Here is a 17222-nt window from a genome sequence, read left to right on the forward strand (position 1 = left end):
TATGTATTGTTTTAAATCTAGAATCAGATATAGCGAGATAGACTCTCAGGGCTTCCTATCTATGGAGGCCCTTATGAATTATTTTCAGGATTGCTCTACATTCCAGTCGGAAGATGGCGGAATTGGAATCGATTATCTTGGTGAAAGAGATCAGGCATGGGTCGTAAACTCATGGCAGGTCGATGTTTCGAGATATCCCAGACTTGGCGAAAAAGTTATAATCGGTACGATTCCATACGAAATAAAAGGCTTTGTCGGATGCAGAAATTACTTCATGGATACGGAAGATGGTGAAAGACTTGCTGTCGCCAATTCTGTATGGGCTCTCATCAATATAAAAAAAGGCGGGCCCGTCAGGGTTACTCCTGATATCCTTGAGGGATACCCAATAGAAGAAAAACTGCCGATGGAGTATCTGCCCAGAAAGATTTCTTTTCCTAAAGAAGGAGATATCAAAAAGGCAGAGAAGATACCGGTTCAGCCTTATCATCTTGATACTAATCAGCATGTAAATAATAATCAATATATCAATATGGGTATGGGCGTTATAAGATCGCTCGAGGATAATTGTGAGGTTATGCCCACTGTCCAAAGGCTCCGCGCAGAATACAGGATGCAGGCACGTCTTGGAGATGTGATATATCCTGTCTGCTGCACAAACGCAAATGAGAGCGGCATAGTCCATACAGTTTCACTTGGTGATGAAGATGGCAAACCCTACTGCATTATAGAAGTGACCCAAAAGGATGTATCAGGTTCCGGAAAGGAGGAACATAATGTTTAATTTAGGTGAAAAACAGACTCTGGTGGTTACCAAGAAAGTTGATTTTGGCATATATCTGGCTGAAGAGGGAACTGACGGAAGCGAAAGAGTCCTCCTTCCCAAAAAACAGGTTCCAAAGGATTGCAAACTTGGAGATAAGTTAGAAGTATTTCTTTATAAAGATTCTGATGACAGACTTATTTCTACATTAACTGAGCCTAAGCTTATGCTGCATCAGGTAGGAAGACTTACAGTAACTGATGTTGGAAAGATAGGCGCTTTCATGGACTGGGGACTTGAAAAAGACGTACTTCTTCCCTTCCATGAGCAGACCAGGAGAGTCAGAAAGGGCGAGGAAGTTCTGTGTGCTCTATATATAGATAAATCAAGCCGTCTGTGCGTTACCATGAATGTCTATGAGTATCTTGATACAGACAGCCCTTATGAAAAGGATTCCCGTGTTACAGGTGTTGTTTATGAGATGAGTGATAACTTTGGTGCTTTTGTTGCGGTAGATGACAGGTACTCAGCACTGATCCCCAAGAAAGAGCTTTACGGTGATATTCAGATAGGTGATACAGTAAATGCCAGAGTTGTTACAGTCCGCGAGGATGGAAAGCTTACTCTTAGTATCAGAGAAAAGACCCTTCAGCAGATGGATATAGATGCAAAGAAGATCCTTGAAGAGATAGATGCCTATAACGGTGTACTTCCATTTACCGATAAAGCAAGTCCTGATATTATCAGAGACAAGATCTCAATGAGTAAAAATGAGTTTAAGCGTGCGGTAGGAAGACTTTTAAAAGAGGGTAAGATCGAGATCTTTGAGCGAGGAATCCGTAAGACAGATAAAGCGGATGAATAAAAGATCGGTCATTAAAAGTTGATGTGCCTGCAAAAAAAGCACGGCAAGATAACTTGCCGTGCTCTGGCTGGTGCGTTGTCGGCGCACGTTCTGACTTTCTGAAGATTCATGAGTTTCTTTTTGCAATGACGAAAGAAAAAATATGAATCATTATACCGAAGCGTCAAAACTACTGCCTACACTTGGGTTAACTGACAGCTCCATCTGCTTACCAAGTTCATCGAGGTTCTGCGTCATTGCTTCGCCCAGGTCTTTGTAAGTGTCGAGCTGTTTTGCAAACATCGCAACGCTAAAGTCGTTTTGAAGTTTGCTCATGGATAACGCGGTAGAAAGACTTGCTATATCCATATACCTCACCTCCTTGTGCGGAATGATCGAAAATGCTGCTATATAAGCGAAAGCATATTCAACCATATCTTATAGTTCATATCGGCTGTTTTCGCCTGATAAATGATATATAATTTGTTTTTTGTGCAATTTTTTAGAACATAAATTATTTTTTCACCCCGAAAATTACTAAAAACCACTTTAGCTATTAATAATTCACAAAAAAACACTGTGTAATTATAGATTTTTTCAATAAAGTGCTTTACAATATAGCAAGGGGGAAATATCCAATCTTGTGAAATGAAAGGGGCACTTCATAAATGATTTCAAATCAGATTTTACAGAATACGATTGATGGCCTTAAGAACATCGCGCACGTTGAGCTTTGTGTACTTGATGTTGACGGTAAAGAGGTCGCATCTACACTTGCTGAGGCTGCAGATGTTTCTGTTTCCGCAAGAGAGTTTGTGGCATCTCCTGCAGATTCCCAGGAAATTCAGGGACAGCAGTATTTCAAAATATATGATGAGCAGCAGCTTGAGTATATTCTTATTGCAAGAGGAAGCGGTGAGAATATATACATGCTTGGCAAGATGATAGCATTTCAGCTTCAGAGCCTGCTCGTTGCATATAAAGAGAGATTTGACAAGGATAACTTTATCAAGAACCTCCTTCTTGATAACCTCCTTCTTGTTGATATTTATTCACGTGCCAAGAAGCTCCATATCCAGTCTGATTCTCCAAGAGTAACCATGATCATGGAGTCAGATAACGGAAGAGATGCAGGTGCACTTGAGCTTACAAGAACTCACATCGGATCAACAGGTGATGATTTTGTAACTGAGGTAGATGAGGATAACGTTATCATCGTAAAAGACGTATCTTCACTTGATACTCCTCAGGAGATCAGTAAGTTTGCAGCAGGTCTTGCTTCTGAACTTGAGAAGGAAGGTCTTAAGGGAGTGCGCATTGCTGTTGGTACAACTGTCAAGGAGATAAAAGAAGTCAGCCGCTCATACAAGGAAGCTAAGATGGCTCTTGATGTTGGTAAGATTTTCTTTGAAGGCCGCAAAGTCATCAGCTATGGCGAACTCGGAATCGGAAGACTTATATACCAGCTTCCTATACCGCTTTGCAAGATGTTCATAAAAGAGATATTTGGTGGCAAGAACCCCGATGATTTCGATGAGGAGACTCTCGTTACTATCGATAAATTCTTTGAGAACAATCTTAATGTATCAGAGACATCAAGACAGCTCTTTATTCACCGTAATACACTTGTGTATCGTCTGGACAAACTTCAAAAGAGCACAGGTCTTGATCTGCGTGTATTTGAAGATGCTATTACCTTCAAGATCGCACTTATGGTCGTTAAGTACATGAAATATATGGAAAAGTTTGAATATTAAAAAATAAGTCCGGTTGCAATAATAAGGGAGAAGCTGCGGGACTTATAGAGAGGACAATGGATGGAAAAAGCGCGAAGAAAGAGGAGAAGGATCCCCAGCGACGAGATAATAACACTTGAGAATGTGACTAAGTCCTATACAACGGGATCTCCTGCTTTGGATGGTGTGTCGCTTCACATCAAAAAGGGCGAATTTGTATTTATAGTTGGAGATTCCGGTTCAGGCAAGTCAACACTTATAAAACTCCTTCTTCGTGAGCTCACTGCTACTGAAGGTGAAATCACGGTGATGGGGTACAACCTGAATCATATAAGGCATCGTAAGATACCTAAATTCCGCCGAAATCTCGGCATAGTATTCCAGGATTTCAGACTGCTTCCTGATCGTAATGTTTATGAAAACGTTGCTTTTGCTCAGCATATCATTCAGAAACCGGGAAGTGAAATTCGCAGAAATGTACCAAAGATCTTAGCAACAGTTGGCCTTGCCGGTAAATATAAGAATAAGATAACTCAACTCTCCGGAGGTGAGCAGCAGCGTGTTGCTCTTGCAAGAGCACTTGTTAATAAGCCATCTATTCTTTTGGCCGATGAGCCGACAGGTAACCTTGATCCCAATACTTCATGGGAGATCATGAAGCTGCTTGAGAAGATCAATGAAAATGGTACAACTATTGTAATGGTTACCCATAACCGTGAGATCGTCAATGCAATGCAGAAACGCGTTATTACAATGAAAAAAGGCGTCATAGTAGACGACGCTGAGAAGGGCGTATATATCGATGATGAGGATTATTAGTACTTTTTTCTATACAATAGGCCAGGGTTTTCGAAACCTTACAAGAAACCGTTGGTATACACTTGCATCCATCGCAACTATAGCTGCATGTCTCTTCCTTCTCGGTACGTTCTATTCGATAATTGTTAACTTTTCAAATATTGTAAAGACTGCAGAAGAGGGAGTTTCTGTAACTGTCTTTTTCCAGGAGGGAGTTACTGAAGAGCAGATACTAGCTTTCCAGGCAGAAATTCAGAACAGAACAGAAGTAAGTAAGGTTGAATATATTTCAGCAGAAGCTGCGTGGGAGAGTTTCAAGACTGATTATCTTGGAGAATATGCTGATGGATTTACAGAAAATCCCCTTGAAGACTCTGCTAACCTTCAGATCTACATGACGGATGTTTCTCTTCAGCCGTCACTTGTAACTTATCTTGAAAGTCATCAGACACTTGTAAGAGAGGTAAGAAGATCAGAGATCACAGCATCTACACTTAGCGGTATCAACAAGCTCATAGCTGTTATTTCAGTTGGTATCATTCTGATTCTTTTGTGTGTATCCGTATTCCTTATCAGCAATACGGTAACTATTGGTATATCAGTAAGAAAATCTGAGATCACGATTGCCAAATATATTGGAGCTACAGACTATTTTGTCAGAGCGCCTTTCGTTATAGAGGGTATCCTTATTGGTATCATCGGATCTATCATTCCGCTTATTGTTATCTATTATCTTTACAATAAAGTAGTAAGCTATATTAGTACACATTATTCCATACTCAGTAACTTACTGACATTCTTGCCGGTACAGCATATTTATGAATCACTGGTTCCAATTTCAGTGCTGATCGGAGTTGGAATAGGCTTCTTCGGAAGTGCATTTACAGTGCGTCGACATCTTGGGGTATAAGCATAATATTTTTGTTCCTTAAATATTTTTTTCAGGAACAGATGAATTCATTAATCTGTAATAATCCGTTAGGGTGTGAGTGGTTTAGGTCTTTGTGATCATGTGGTGATTCAAACAGCATATTGGCACAAAGACTCATTAACGTCCTTAGACGGATTATTTTGCTTTTGGGGGAATTTGACTTGAAAAAGAAACGACTTTTTTTTAATATAGGTACTTTTCGCAAGTTAATGGCACTCATATTGATGGTGACTTTCTGTATTACATTTTCAGCAGATAAATTCACCATAAAAAGCTATGCAGAAGTCACAGAAGAAAGTATTAAAGAAAAAGAAAACCAGATAAACGATGCAAAAAAAGAGCGTGACAAGATGAAGTCATCGCTTACAGATATTGAGGAAGTTAAGAAGGAACTGGAAAAAGATAAAAGTGATCTGAATGCTTATATTTCCGAGCTGGATGCTTCTCTTTCTGCTATGCAGGCCAATATTGATGAGCTTGAACAGCAGATATCTGATAAAGAAACTGAGATTGAAGAAACCAAGGCTGAACTTGAAGCTGCCAAAGAAATACAGCAACAGCAGTATGAGTCCATGAAGGAAAGGATAAGGTTCATGTATGAAAGAGGTGATACCTACCTTCTGGAACTTCTTATCCAATCAGACAGTTATGGAGATATGCTTAATAAAGCTGAGTATATTACTGAGCTTTCCGCATATGATAACAAGAAACTTCAGGAATATATCCTTACAACGCAGCTTATAGCTCTTACACAACAGGCTCTTGAAGAAGAGCAGGCGACCCTTGAAGAAGCCAAGGCAGATATAGAAGCTGAGCAGGCAAGTATGGAAGCGCTTCTTGCAGAAAAGCAGACACAGCTTTCTGCAGTAAATGCCGATATATCCGACAAGGAAGCTGCTATTAAAGAGTATGAAGCTCAGATAGCAGAAGAAAATGAAACAATTGCTGCTTTGGAAAAAGCAGTTGAAGCTGATAAAGCAAAACTTGCAGATCAAAATAAAAGGTCGTATGATGGCGGTATGTTTACATGGCCTTGTCCTGCTTATACCAGAATTTCAGATGATTTTGGTATGAGAATGCATCCTACTCTTGGTATAGAGAAGATGCATAACGGTATCGACCTTGCAGCGCCTACAGGCTCCAGTATTCTGGCTGCATATGCAGGAACGGTTGTAGCAGCATCGTATTCAAGCACCATGGGCAACTATATTATGATAGACCATGGTGATGGACTCTATACAATCTACATGCATGCATCAGCATTGTATGTTTCTGCAGGTCAGGAAGTTACTGCCGGCCAGAATATAGCAGCTGTTGGATCTACAGGAAGATCAACAGGACCACACCTTCATTTTGGTGTACGCCTTAACGGGTCATATGTTAGCCCGTGGAATTACCTCAAATAAGTGATTCCCCTGCTTTGGCATATAAAGAAAATAAGCAAAAGTATAGAAAGGTTTTTATTGGAAATGGATAATGAGAATGAAATGATCAATCAAATGGTCAATGAAAATCCTCCAGAACCAGGAAAAAAATTTAATTGGGGTACATTTTTCCTTGGAGTAGTTGCAGGAGCATTCTTAAGTACTGTCGTATTTTCTGTAAGCTTCGCACTGGTAAAACATGAATCGGCACCATATACGGTCACAACTACTAAAGTTGATAATAATGACAGTAAAAGTGCAAAAGAAGACGATACAGAAGAACAGGACGAAGATAGTAAAACTGATGAGTATGAGTCTGTAGTTAATGATGAAACAATGGCTAAGCTTCAGCTCCTTGAACAGACTATCGATGAGTATTATATTGATTCTGAAAATGTTTCAACCAAGACTCTTACAGATGGTATGTATGAAGGCATGCTTGATAGCCTTGGAGATGTATACTCTGTTTACTATACCGAGGAAGAGCTTACCGCTCTTATGGAAGATACAAATGGTATCTACTATGGAATCGGTGCTTATATAAGTACAGATGATACAACAGGACTTCCTGTCATTGCCGGCGTTATGGATGGTTCACCTGCTCAGGAGGCTGGACTTAAAGAAGGCGATGTATGCTATAAAGTTGATGGCAAGCTCACAGAATCAATGACGCTTGAAGAGTTCATTCGTAATGTTAAGGGTGAGGAACATACAAAAGTTCTTTTGACAATAGTAAGAGAAGGCGAATCCGATTATCTTGAAATTGAAGTTGAACGTCGCCAGATCCAGACACCTACAGTTAAATATGAAATGAAAGAAGGTAATATCGGATACATCCAGATTACCGAGTTTGATACAGTAACAAGTGATCAGTTTACAGAAGCTCTTGTAACACTTAAGGGGCAGGGAATGAAAGGTCTTGTGATAGACCTTAGATCTAACCCCGGTGGAAACCTTGATACAGTATGTGAGATAGCAAGCCAGCTTCTTCCTAAGGGAACAATAGTTTATACAGTTGATAAAGATGGCAATAGAGTTGATTATAACTGTGATGGAAAAAATGAGTTCGATATGCCGATGGTAGTACTTGTTAACGGATATTCTGCAAGTGCTTCAGAAATCCTTGCAGGAGCTATCAAGGATTATGAAATGGGAACCCTGGTTGGTACTACAACTTATGGTAAAGGAATCGTTCAGAGGATCATTCCTTTTAGTGATGGAACAGCAGTTAAGCTCACAGTAAGTAAGTATTACACACCAAATGGCATCAACATTCATGGAACAGGTATTGATCCTGATGTTGAGATCGAATACGATCCGGAAGCAGCGGAGAATGGAGTTGACAATCAGCTTGATAAGGCACTTGAAATCATTGCTGAAGAAATAGGCTGATAAAAAGGTTGATGAAAAATCATGAGATAATACTATAAATAAAAAAGCGTCATATGAGGCGATAAACCTGATATGACGCTTTATTTTGCTAATTTTGCTTTGCTTCGCTTTATTTGTAGTGCGCCCGGAAGGAGTGCATTATATCAGTTTCCACCTGTGATCTCATTAAGATGAGCTTTAAGAGAGATCATCTGGTCACGAAGAGCGGCAGCAGTCTCGAAATCGAGTTCTGCAGCTGCTTTTTTCATCTTCTTCTGAACCTTGCCGATAAGCTTTTCAAGCTCATCTCTGCTCATGGATTCAGGATCTTTTTCAAACTTGACTTCTTCCTTAGTGATCTCTTTGGTTATTGCGATAAGATCACGGACAGCCTTCTTGATAGTCTGAGGAGTAATACCGTGTTCTTCATTATATTTCATCTGTATCTCACGGCGTCTGTTGGTCTCGTCTATGGCATTTTGCATTGACTCAGTCATGGTGTCGGCGTACATGATTACATGGCCTTCTGAGTTTCTTGCGGCACGTCCTATGGTCTGTACAAGAGATGTTTCTGACCTGAGGAAACCTTCTTTATCTGCGTCAAGGATAGCAACAAGAGTTATCTCAGGAATATCCAGACCTTCTCGAAGCAGGTTGATTCCGACTAGAACGTCAAATACATCAAGGCGCATATCTCTAATGATCTCAGCACGCTCTAGGGTGTCTATATCAGAGTGCAGATATTTGACCCTTACTCCGTTTTCTGCAAGATATTCTGTAAGATCCTCAGCCATACGCTTGGTAAGAGTAGTAACAAGTACCTTATTTTTTTTATCAGTCTCTTTCCTTATCTCGGACAAAAGATCATCAATCTGGCCTTCTGTAGGTCTTACGTCAACTTCAGGATCAAGAAGACCAGTTGGTCTTATTACCTGTTCTGCACGAAGAAGCTCATGCTCCTGTTCGTATTTACCTGGAGTAGCTGAGCAAAAGAGCATCTGGTCGATGTGCTCTTCGAATTCCTCAAAATTTAGAGGCCTGTTATCAAGAGCAGAAGGAAGTCTGAAACCATAGTTTACAAGGGTTTCTTTTCGGCTCCTGTCACCATGATACATGGCACCAATCTGTGGAATCGACATGTGAGATTCGTCCACGATTATTAGGAAATCTCTTGGGAAGAATTCCATGAGAGTAAGAGGCGGTTCTCCCGGAGCCATGAAATTAAGGTGTCTTGAATAGTTCTCGATACCAGAACAAAAGCCTGTTTCCCTCATCATCTCTACATCGAAGTTGGTTCTTTCTGCAATACGCTGAGCCTCTATAAGTTTGTCTTCTCCCTTGAAAAAGCGAACCTGATCTTCAAGCTCTTTTTCTATATTTTCACAAGCTCTGTTGATCTTCTCCTGAGGAACAACATAATGAGAAGCAGGAAAGATCATGACATGTTCAAGCTCATGGATCACCTTGCCTGAGAGAGGCTCTACCTCACATATTCTGTCTATCTCATCTCCGAAGAATTCAATTCTTATAAGATAGTCGTCAGCGTTAGCAGGGAATACCTCTACGACGTCACCATGTACGCGGAAGTTACAACGGGACAGATCCATGTCATTGCGCTGATACTGGATAGATACAAGGTCTTTGATGACTTCGTCCCTGTCTTTAGTCATTCCGGGGCGAAGAGATATGGACATTCCCTTGAATTCATCAGGGCTACCTAGACCATATATACATGAAACTGATGCTACAACGATAACGTCATTGCGCTCTGCAAGAGAAGCTGTCGCGGAAAGTCGAAGCTTATCGATCTCATCATTTATGGAAGAATCCTTGGCAATATAAGTATCAGTCTGAGGAACATAGGCTTCAGGCTGGTAATAATCATAATATGAGACAAAATATTCTACGGCGTTCTCCGGGAAGAACTCTTTCATTTCGCCATATAACTGGCCGGCAAGAGTCTTGTTGTGGGAGATTATAAGGGTTGGCTTATTTAAGGCGGCGATGATATTGGCCATGGTAAAAGTCTTACCTGAACCAGTGACGCCAAGAAGGGTCTCGAACTGGTTGCCTTCCTTAAAACCTTTTACAAGTTTTTCTATAGCCTGAGGCTGGTCGCCCGTTGGCTTAAAATCACTAACAAGTTTAAATTTATCCATAGATAACCTCATGTCATGAGCGCTGTCTGCGCGTGCTATGTATATATTTTAGCAGAATTATTACTTATGGCAAATGATGAAAATGATATATAATAACTATGGACTCTGTGGCTATAAGAAGCTTTATGAGCGAGTAGATGTCTTATTTGTGAGTCTTATAGCAGAAAAAGAGTTATTTTGATAACAAAAATGATTTTAGTATTTGAAATGCTATGGTATAATGTTTTCACATCATAAGATTTGATGCAATCAATTGAAAATTTGCACATATTAAACATCACTAAAACCTTGATGATTCCTGGGGATGGGAGTTAATAAATGATTTTCATGACCAGAAAATCATTTATTAACTCTCATCCCCAGGAATCCGCGAGAAGTTAGAAACGAGGACAGTTATGTCAGCTAAAAAGATAAATACTCAGACAACCCCTGAAAGTAATGCACATATGACAAAAGTGAATACAACAGGTAAGAAGCCGCTTCCTGTTGATATTCATGATTATATTAGAGTGCGTCATGCTAATGAGCATAATCTTAAGGGTGTGGATGTAAATATTCCGAGGGGAACGCTTACTGTATTTACCGGGCTTTCAGGGTCGGGTAAGTCTTCGCTTGCGTTTGATACTATTTTTGCAGAAGGACAGCGTAGGTATATGGAGTCGCTTTCTTCTTATGCAAGGATGTTCCTTGGACAGATGGATAAGCCGGATGTTGAGAAGATAGAGGGGCTTTCGCCTACTATTTCAATTGATCAGAAGTCTACTAACAGAAACCCTCGTTCTACAGTGGGTACTGTTACAGAGATCTACGATTACTTCAGACTTCTTTATGCAAGGATCGGTATTCCGCATTGCCCGAATTGTGGAAGGGAGATCAGGCGCCAGAGTGTTGATGAGATGGCGGATCAGATATTGTCACTTCCTGTTGGAAGCAAGATACAGATTCTTTCTCCTGTTGTAAGAGGCAGAAAGGGTATGCATGAGAAGGTTATCGAGAGAGCCAAGAAGGGCGGCTATGTCCGTATCAGGATAGATGGCAATCAGTATGACCTTTCGGAAGATATCAGTCTTGATAAGAATATTAAGCACAATATTGAGATAATCGTAGACAGACTTGTTGTCAAAGAAGATCCTCAGAGTATCAGGGGAAGGCTTACAGATTCTATAGAGACAGCGCTTTCTCTGGCAGAAGGTCTTCTTGTTGTAGATGTTATAGGGGATAAAGAGATCAACTTTTCCCAGAACTTTGCATGCCCTGATTGCGGAATATCTATTCCGGAGATCGAGCCAAGGAGCTTTTCTTTCAATAATCCTTATGGCGCATGTCCGCAGTGCTCAGGTCTTGGATACAAGATGGAGTTTGATGAGGATCTGATGATCCCGGATAAGACTCTTTCGATCAATGAGGGAGCGATCCAGGTAATGGGCTGGCAGTCCTGTAACAAAGAGGGAAGCTTTGCCAATGCTACGCTTAAAGCTCTTGCCAAGGCATATGGATTTGATCTTGATACTCCTTTTGAAAAGTATCCGCAGAAGATCCATGATGTTCTTATATATGGCGCTGATAAGACCGTCAACGTTCACTATAAGGGCCAGCGCGGTGAAGGTACATATCCTATCATGTTCGACGGCCTTATCAAAAATGTCGAGCAGCGCTACAGAGAGACAGCTTCAGAGACTGCCAAGGCTGAATACGAAGAGTTCATGACATTTACTCCATGTACAGCCTGCAATGGTCAGAGGCTCCGCCCTGAGTCACTTGCAGTAACTGTTGATGGCAGAAATATTTATGAGATTACTTCGATCTCTATAGAGGAACTTCACAAGTATTTACAGAACCTGACACTTACTAAGCAGCAGGAGCTTATCGGAGCACAGCTGTTAAAAGAGATAAGGGCAAGGGTTGGATTCCTTGTGGATGTAGGTCTTGAGTACCTTTCACTTTCAAGAGCTACGGGAACATTGTCAGGTGGAGAAGCTCAGCGTATAAGACTTGCAACACAGATCGGTTCGGGCCTTTGCGGAGTCTGCTATATACTGGATGAGCCTAGTATAGGTCTTCATCAGAGGGATAATGATAAGCTTCTTAATACTCTCAAAAATCTTCGCGATCTTGGCAATACACTCATCGTTGTAGAGCACGATGAAGATACTATGAGAGAAGCTGATTATATCGTAGACGTAGGCCCCGGAGCAGGCGCTCATGGCGGAACTATTGTGGCAACAGGTACAGCAGAAGATATAATGGCTAATCCTGATTCCATAACAGGTCAGTATCTTTCTGGTAAAAAGTCTATTCCGGTACCTGCGCAGCGCAGAAAGCCTACAGGCTGGCTTACAGTCAAAGGAGCAAGAGAACACAATCTCAAGGATATTGATGTAAGATTTCCTCTTGGAGTACTTGCCGTAGTAACAGGTGTTTCCGGTTCAGGCAAGAGCTCACTTGTAAATGAGATAATGTACAAGCATCTTGCAAAGAGCCTTAACAGGGCCAGATGCATACCGGGAGATCACAGGGGCATAGATGGTCTTGAACTTCTGGATAAGGTAATAGATATAGATCAGTCACCTATTGGACGTACACCTCGTTCCAATCCGGCTACTTACACAGGCGTTTTTGATCTCATCAGGGATCTTTTTGCAGGTACACCTGATGCCAAAGCCAAGGGTTATGCCAAGGGCAGATTTTCTTTTAACGTAAAAGGAGGAAGATGCGAAGCCTGCTCAGGTGATGGTATCGTTAAGATCGAGATGCACTTTTTGCCTGATGTATATGTGCCTTGTGAAGTCTGCGGCGGTAAACGTTATAACAGAGAGACTCTGGAAGTCAGATATAAGGGAAAAAATATATACGACGTTCTTGATATGACAGTGGAAGAAGCACTGGAATTCTTTAAGAACGTTCCCAAGATACATAAAAAGATCCAGACTCTTTACGATGTAGGTCTTGGATATGTTAAGCTGGGCCAGCCTTCAACAGAGCTTTCCGGTGGTGAAGCACAGCGTATCAAGCTTGCTACAGAGCTTTCAAGAACAAGTACAGGTAAGACCATCTACATTCTTGACGAGCCTACAACAGGTCTTCACTTTGCGGATGTTGCAAAGCTTGTTGATATATTGCAAAAGCTTGTTGCTCAGGGTAATTCGGTAGTAGTAATAGAGCATAACCTCGATGTTATCAAGACAGCCGATTACATAATAGATCTTGGACCTGAAGGTGGTGCAAAGGGCGGAACGGTCGTTGCCAAGGGTACACCTGAACAGGTTGCCAAGGTAAAAGAATCTTATACTGGTCATTACGTGGCTAAAATGCTCAAATAAAGTATCAGGGTTAATAGATAGCGCAATTGTTCCGATATATAGGACGTAGAATAGTGTGATACTACAAAAATGTAATCACGTTAACTACATAAACTGTATATCGGAAAATGCGCATGGATGCGGGAGTACAGATAAAAAGGAACTTAGAAGGATTTGTAATAAGTTTCTCTGTGCTGCCGCTATAATTTTTTTCAATTAGCCTGTTTTCAAATTAAGTCTGTTAGTTTATAATACTTTGTGAATTATACGCTTTATAGTTTACAAAGATGACAACTCGCACAAGCGATAACAATAACAGACTTACAACAAATTGAAAGGACTTATCCATGCAGTATACAGATATCGGAATTGATTTAGGAACAGCAAGTATTCTTGTTTATATAAGAGGAAAGGGCGTTGTACTTAAGGAGCCCTCAGTTGTAGCATACGACAGAGACACAGACCAGATCCTTACATTCGGTGAGGATGCACGTCAGATGCTTGGACGTACACCTGGTAACATCGTAGCTGTTCGTCCTCTTCGTCAGGGCGTTATCAGTGATTACCAGATCACAGAGCAGATGATGAAGCATTTCATTACAAAGGCTCTCGGACGCAGAATTTATCGTAAACCTCTTATCGCTGTATGCGTTCCTTCAGGAGTTACTGAAGTTGAGCGTAAGGCCGTAGAAGATGCAACACGTATGGCAGGTGCCAGAGATGTTCGTATCATCGAGGAGCCTATCGCAGCAGCTATTGGTGCAGGTATCGATATCATTAAGCCTTGCGGCAACATGATAGTAGATATAGGTGGTGGTACAACAGATATCGCTGTTATTTCACTTGGCGGAACAGTTGTATCAACATCAGTTAAGATCGCAGGCGATGACTTTGATGAAGCTATCGTCCGCTATATGAGAAAAAAGCACAATCTTCTGATCGGTGAAAGAACTGCAGAAGATATCAAAATCCGCGTAGGAAGTGCATACCCACGTCCTGAAGCAGATTATATGGATGTGCGTGGACGAAATCTTGTTACAGGTCTTCCTAAGACTGTCAAGATTAGTTCAGAAGAAACAGAAGAGGCATTGAGAGAGCCTACAACACAGATAGTAGAAGCTATCCATGGTGTACTTGAGAAGACTCCTCCGGAACTTGCAGCAGATATCGCAGATCGTGGTATCGTTCTTACAGGTGGTGGATCACTTCTTAGAGGTCTTGAAGATCTCATTGCAGCTAAGACAGGCATCAACACCATGACAGCCGAGGATCCGATGACAGCTGTTGCTATCGGAACCGGTAAATATGTTGAGTTCCTCAGCGGTGCAGGAAACTAAGCTGATCTAAGTATCAGATTACTCTTAAACCACAGCCTCCTTCTGTATGTGTCATGCGTTTAGTGCACACAGGGCATAGGACGCAAGGAGGCGAGTGGTTTTTTATGGTTAAAGGACTCTACACTGCATGGTCCGCGATGATCAATGAACAACATCGCATGGACGTTGCAACCAATAATCTGGCTAACGCCAACACTAACGGATACAAAAAAGAGGGTTCTACCCAGCAAACATTCAGATCACAGCTGGCCCTCAAAATTAAAGATACATCCGAACCAGGTCTTTATCCCAGAAGACTTGGTCATATCGTCCCCGGTGTCAAGACCGGAGAGGATTATACAGATTGGTCTGAAGGACCTATGAAGTCCACAGGCAGTACATGGGATCTGGCAATTTCTGGAAAAGGCTTTTTCGCTATAGATTACACCAGTGCACACAACAACATAGCAGGACACCAGGCAGGGCAGCAGACTGTCATGTATACACGTGACGGCAATTTTACCCTTACAGCAGATGGCGCTCTTGTTACACATGACGGAGATTATGTTCTCGATACAGAAGGACAGCATATAGTTGTAGATACAACTAAAAAGCATGCTGTAAATGTTAAAGGACAGGTTCTTGAGTTCACCGGAGAAGGTGAAAACGAAACAAGTGAGGTTATAGCAACAGTAGGTCTTTTCGATTTTGAAGACTATGATGCACTTGCCAAATATGGTGAAAACCTGTATGAACCCACAGATGCAGCAGTTCTGATCGATGCAACCGGATCTATAAATGCAGGATTTTTGGAACAGTCTAATGTCTCAGTAGTTGACGAAATGGTGTCGATAATAAATATACAAAGACATTATGAAGCTGCATCTACGATGATACAGACAGCCAATGAAACACTTAAGACAGCAACGTCTGAACTTGGAAGATTGTAACAGAACTTCGGACCTTAGGGTCTTATGGATATAGCTAGAGGCACGAAGGGAATATGCTAGTAGTTACGACATGCTCAGAAATCAGGAGTTTGGGATGCACTCATTTGGATTTCTATGTCGGGAAAAGAGGTAATTATGGTACGTAGCTTATGGTCAGCCGCAACAGGCATGAATGCTCAGCAGACAAATGTAGATACGATCGCGAATAACCTTGCGAACGTTAATACAACAGGATTTAAAGCTCAGCAGGCGGAGTTTAAGTCCCTTCTTTATCAGGATCTTAATTCTGTTACAACAACAGCTAACGGCGATCCCAAGCCTACGACTTCGCAGGTTGGACTTGGTGTAAGAACAGCGGCATTGACGCAGCTCTTTTCACAGGGATCACTTCTTGATAATCCAAGTACATCAGCCTTCGCAATAAGCGGCAACGGATTCTTCTCATATCATGACGCAGATGGTAATCCGGTGTATACGAGAAATGGTGACTTCATCTGGGCAATCGGTAACGAAGAAGGAACAGAGCTTGTGCTGACAACATCAGATGGTAACCCAATTCTTAGTACTGAGGGCGAAGAGATTAGACTTGAAGGCGGATATATCTCTAACAGAATCTCAGTAGGATCTGATGGAACCATTTATTATCCGGATGAAGATGGTGTTCCTCAGGAAGTTGGATTTACGATAGGCCTATGGCAGTTCCAAAATCCCGGCGGTCTTGAAAGAGTTGGAAGTACAACCTGGAAAGTCACTGCTGCAAGCGGCCCTGCCATGAACGAAGCTGAGACTGACGGAATAGAGAAGAGTATCATAAGACAAGGATACCTTGAAGGTTCTAATGTTAACGTTGCTACTGAGATGGTCAATCTTATAGTAGCTCAGCGTGCATATGAAATGAATTCTACAGCCATCACAACAACAGACCAGATGATGCAGACAGCTAACCAGCTGAAACGATAATGGAGTTTTGATCAAATGAATTTGCTCAAAACTCTGGACGCAAAGAACGCGTCCGAGGAATTTGGAAAAAAGAGGATGATGCTATGGCAGATTTTAGTAATTTAAGTGGAATAAGTTCAGCTGCATATACAGACTACGCTGCTAAAACGCAGTATTCAAATGAAGTTCAGAAGGCAGTAAGTAATGCTCCAAAATCAGAAACCGAGCAGGAACTTATGGATGCCTGCAAACAGTTTGAAGCATATTTCCTTGAGCAGGTATTTAAGGAGATGAGTAAAACTGTTGATGCATTTAAGACAGATGACAGCCAGATGAGTGATGCTCTATCCATGACCAATTCAAACAGTCTCGTGGATTATTTCAAGGATCTGACGATTCAGGATATCGCAGCAACATCTGCTGATACCCAGAGTAACGGTCTTGCGCAGATGCTCTATGAGAATATGAAAAGGACTTATGGCATAGGTGATGAAGCCTCAAGAGATATTCCTGCGGATGCATCACAGGCACAGGTGCTTTCGACAGTGTCATCGCTTCAGGAAGCTGAAATGGAAAAAGATACAGAACCTTCTGAAAGTGAAAATAAGGAATCTGAAATACCTAAGACAGGCGAAGTATAAAAGTGTATGGGGGGAATTTGGCTATGATATACCCTGCCGCTTGCGGCAGGG

Annotated in this window: 14 protein-coding genes; 12 read left to right on the plus strand and 2 right to left on the minus strand. The window is 41.4% G+C overall.

Annotated features, from left to right (window positions below; all coding sequences use genetic code 11):
- Position 1: 1 nt before the first annotated feature.
- Both WAA20_RS01635 and WAA20_RS01640 read left to right on the plus strand, forming a co-directional pair.
- Positions 2-784 carry an acyl-ACP thioesterase domain-containing protein gene (locus tag WAA20_RS01635; RefSeq protein ID WP_073387505.1) on the plus strand — a complete coding sequence of 261 codons (783 nt, stop codon included), beginning with the start codon at positions 2-4 and terminating at the stop codon, positions 782-784.
- Complete coding sequence (locus WAA20_RS01640) at positions 777-1628, plus strand: S1-like domain-containing RNA-binding protein (protein ID WP_081373809.1); 852 nt, start codon at positions 777-779, stop codon at positions 1626-1628. The genes WAA20_RS01635 and WAA20_RS01640 overlap by 8 nt, the downstream gene beginning before the upstream one ends.
- Positions 1629-1778: 150 nt before the next feature.
- On the opposite strand, the gene WAA20_RS01645 is transcribed toward WAA20_RS01640, so the two are convergent.
- Positions 1779-1976, minus strand: coding sequence for a YjfB family protein (locus tag WAA20_RS01645; protein WP_073387502.1), 198 nt, complete (start codon positions 1974-1976; stop codon positions 1779-1781).
- A 299-nt stretch (positions 1977-2275) separates the two neighbouring features.
- On the opposite strand from WAA20_RS01645, the gene WAA20_RS01650 reads away from it, so the two are divergent.
- The 5 genes from WAA20_RS01650 to WAA20_RS01670 all read left to right on the plus strand — a co-directional run bounded on the left by WAA20_RS01650 (position 2276) and on the right by WAA20_RS01670 (position 7888).
- On the plus strand, positions 2276-3364 hold the full coding sequence (locus WAA20_RS01650; RefSeq protein WP_073387501.1) for a helix-turn-helix domain-containing protein: 1089 nt from the start codon (positions 2276-2278) through the stop codon (positions 3362-3364).
- 60 nt (positions 3365-3424) lie between these two features.
- Positions 3425-4162 (plus strand): cell division ATP-binding protein FtsE, encoded by a 738-nt coding sequence (ftsE, locus tag WAA20_RS01655; RefSeq protein WP_242951171.1) that lies wholly within the window; start codon positions 3425-3427, stop codon positions 4160-4162.
- The gene (ftsX, locus tag WAA20_RS01660) at positions 4149-5051 is read left to right on the plus strand and encodes a permease-like cell division protein FtsX (RefSeq protein WP_073387561.1); all 903 of its coding nucleotides are present in this window, start codon (positions 4149-4151) and stop codon (positions 5049-5051) included. The genes ftsE and ftsX overlap by 14 nt, the downstream gene beginning before the upstream one ends.
- Positions 5052-5281: 230 nt before the next feature.
- Positions 5282-6478, plus strand: a complete 1197-nt coding sequence (locus WAA20_RS01665; protein WP_081373811.1) for a peptidoglycan DD-metalloendopeptidase family protein — start codon at positions 5282-5284, stop codon at positions 6476-6478.
- A gap of 63 nt (positions 6479-6541) precedes the next feature.
- Positions 6542-7888, plus strand: a complete 1347-nt coding sequence (locus tag WAA20_RS01670) for a S41 family peptidase (RefSeq protein ID WP_073387499.1) — start codon at positions 6542-6544, stop codon at positions 7886-7888.
- Positions 7889-8031: 143 nt separating this feature from the next.
- Here WAA20_RS01670 and uvrB read toward each other — a convergent pair whose 3' ends face one another.
- The gene (gene uvrB / locus WAA20_RS01675; RefSeq protein ID WP_073387497.1) at positions 8032-10026 is read right to left on the minus strand and encodes an excinuclease ABC subunit UvrB; all 1995 of its coding nucleotides are present in this window, start codon (positions 10024-10026) and stop codon (positions 8032-8034) included.
- 446 nt (positions 10027-10472) lie between these two features.
- Between uvrB and uvrA the strand changes: the two genes are divergently transcribed.
- The 5 genes from uvrA to WAA20_RS01700 all read left to right on the plus strand — a co-directional run bounded on the left by uvrA (position 10473) and on the right by WAA20_RS01700 (position 17171).
- Complete coding sequence (uvrA, locus tag WAA20_RS01680) at positions 10473-13346, plus strand: excinuclease ABC subunit UvrA (protein ID WP_073387556.1); 2874 nt, start codon at positions 10473-10475, stop codon at positions 13344-13346.
- Positions 13347-13672: 326 nt separating this feature from the next.
- Complete coding sequence (locus tag WAA20_RS01685; RefSeq protein ID WP_073387496.1) at positions 13673-14662, plus strand: rod shape-determining protein; 990 nt, start codon at positions 13673-13675, stop codon at positions 14660-14662.
- A gap of 104 nt (positions 14663-14766) precedes the next feature.
- Positions 14767-15591: a flagellar hook-basal body protein gene (locus WAA20_RS01690; RefSeq protein ID WP_073387494.1), complete on the plus strand. Its 825-nt coding sequence runs from the start codon at positions 14767-14769 to the stop codon at positions 15589-15591.
- A gap of 135 nt (positions 15592-15726) precedes the next feature.
- A complete protein-coding gene (locus WAA20_RS01695) occupies positions 15727-16551 on the plus strand; it encodes a flagellar hook-basal body protein (RefSeq protein WP_073387493.1) in 825 nt (274 codons plus the stop codon).
- An 83-nt stretch (positions 16552-16634) separates the two neighbouring features.
- On the plus strand, positions 16635-17171 hold the full coding sequence (locus tag WAA20_RS01700; protein ID WP_073387491.1) for a hypothetical protein: 537 nt from the start codon (positions 16635-16637) through the stop codon (positions 17169-17171).
- Positions 17172-17222: the final 51 nt, after the last annotated feature.

This window comes from Butyrivibrio fibrisolvens (assembly GCF_037113525.1).
Classification (GTDB): domain Bacteria; phylum Bacillota; class Clostridia; order Lachnospirales; family Lachnospiraceae; genus Butyrivibrio; species Butyrivibrio fibrisolvens.